This window comes from Pseudoalteromonas sp. SWYJZ19 (assembly GCF_015864375.1).
In the GTDB taxonomy this organism is placed as follows: Bacteria; Pseudomonadota; Gammaproteobacteria; order Enterobacterales; family Alteromonadaceae; genus Pseudoalteromonas; species Pseudoalteromonas arctica.
Genome location: NZ_JADYXI010000058.1, coordinates 1 through 975 on the forward strand (window position 1 = coordinate 1; position 975 = coordinate 975).

The window sequence follows — 975 nt, forward strand, 5'->3', positions numbered from 1 at the left end:
AACAGAGCTAACACGTATTTCAGATACGACTTCGTTTGGTGGTCAGCAATTATTGAACGGCAGCTTCGGTTCAAAATCATTCCAAATTGGTTCAAATGCAAACGAAACAATTAACGTATCACTGTCTAGTGTAGCGGCAGAGAAAATTGGTTCTAACCAAGTTAATTTACAAGGCGCGGCTAATACTGGCTTTGGTTCTGCTAGTGCAGCAAATTCGGTTGGAGCAGCTGCCTATACAATTGATGGCCGAAATAGTGCAACTGTTAATATTGCAGCAGGCTCTAGCGCTAAAGCTGGTGCAGCGTCTATCAATGAATTTTCATCTTCTACAGGCGTTACAGCACAGGCAAGAACTGAAGCTGAGTTAGTAATATCAGTTCCTGGCGCTGCCGATGGAACTGTAAGTTTCTCTTTAAATGATGAAAAAGTATCTTACGCAACAACAGGTAATGTTACCAGTGATCAGCAAGCAATGGCTGAAGCAATTAATGCATCAACCGATGAGCATGGTGTAACTGCTTCAATCGATAATGGAGTATTTACAGTATCTAATAACGAAGGGGAGGATATTGCTCTTACTAATTTTAGTGCTTTAGATTCTGCAGGTGCTAATGTTGCTACCGAAGTAGCTGTTAAAGCCCAAGGTTACGATGGTAAAGATGATACTGATTTTGATTTGGTAAGTGGTACAACTGTAGCTGTAAACATTACAGGGGGAATTCAATTAAACTCTTCAGAAACATTTACTGCAGCTAGTGCAAATACAACTTTATCCGCGGTTGCATCTGTAACAAGTAAGCTAAATGATGTTTCTGACGTTGATATTACAAGCCAGAAGGGCTCGCAAGATGCGCTAGCAATTATTGATAACGCGATTGCAAACATCGACTCACAACGAGCGAGCTTAGGTGCGGTTCAAAATCGTTTTGACCACACAATAAGTAACTTAGCGAACATATCAGAGAACGTATCTGC

At 40.9% G+C, this 975-nt stretch carries 1 protein-coding gene; it reads left to right on the forward strand.

The features are described from left to right. Positions 1-975, forward strand: a 975-nt coding sequence (locus tag I6F45_RS21225) for a flagellin (protein ID WP_269435533.1), incomplete at both ends; no start/stop codon positions are given.